The 1092-nt window shown below is 48.3% G+C and carries 1 protein-coding gene; it reads right to left on the reverse strand.

Annotated elements, in window-relative coordinates; genetic code table 11:
• Positions 1-461 precede the first annotated feature (461 nt).
• Positions 462-842 (reverse strand): CrcB family protein, encoded by a 381-nt coding sequence (locus tag Q0236_RS05300; protein ID WP_297915810.1) that lies wholly within the window; start codon positions 840-842, stop codon positions 462-464.
• Between the last annotated feature and the right edge of the window lie 250 nt (positions 843-1092).

The following is a 1092-nucleotide window of genomic DNA, read 5'->3' on the forward strand; positions in this document are numbered from 1 at the left end:
GCTTTTAAAATTTATCGCACGGCTTAGGTTTATTTTATCCGCGCCAAGACAGCGAAATTTTTAGGGCGTCGCGATAACTAGGCGCAAGATAGCGAAATTTCACAAAGCTGCGGCGAACAAGATACGCAGAGAATGCACGCAAATTCAAATTTATCTGGATTTTGCCAGCCTGCCCGACGCCGAGCACCATTATTTAGCTACAATCCCTCTCGCTCGCTTTACTTTTCGCTCGTCTTACGATTTGCTCGCCTTATAACTCCTGCTTGATATTGCACTTTGCGAAACTACTTGCTGCGCGCCCTTTCGCAAAACTGCACTGCATGTGGGATTGTGCCCATCGCTCGCAGATTTTGCAGCACATGCGCGCGATAAAATTCCGTAGCGCAGGCACTTTCAATAAATTTTGATTTAAAAGCGCAAACATAGAGGCGATTTAAATTTAAAGCTCACGTGCTCCACGGCTAGCCTGCAAGCGCTCTGCCCGCGAGCAGCCCAGCGTAGCAAAACAGCATACAGGCGCATACGCTTAAGACCGCGTTTAGCACACCGATAGCAAATTCTCGCGCCAACAATAATTGCAGCGTATCGTAGCTGAACGTAGAAAATGTCGTAAAGCCGCCCAGCGCGCCTGCGATAAAAAATACCCGCACGCTCTGCGTTAAATTTAGTGCGAGCAAAAACCCTATCAGCAGGCTTCCCAGCGCATTCACGCAAAAAGTAGCGATCGGAAACGCGCTCCAAAATCCGGCGCGGTCCATTGCACGCGCGATCACTCCGCTTAGGCCTACTCGCGCCATCGCGCCTACACAGCCGCCTAGCCCCGCTAAAATCAAGTTCGTCAATCCAAGTCCTTTTAAAATTTGTAAATTTTATTTCGCCATCTAACCTCCATAGGACGAAAGATGTGCGACTTCGCTATTTTAATGCAGCTCGTTAAAATTCCGCTTTTAAAATTTGCTCGCGCTTTTTGAAATTTCGTTTTAAAATTTTACTCGCGTGACGGAACGCGACGTTTGACGCGCCGCCGCAAAATAGCGACTAAGCGCGCGCAGTGTAAGAGGACGGTAATGCAAAACTACGAAACGCAAAAGG

The organism is uncultured Campylobacter sp., assembly GCF_938031315.1.
In the GTDB taxonomy this organism is placed as follows: Bacteria; Campylobacterota; Campylobacteria; order Campylobacterales; family Campylobacteraceae; genus Campylobacter_B.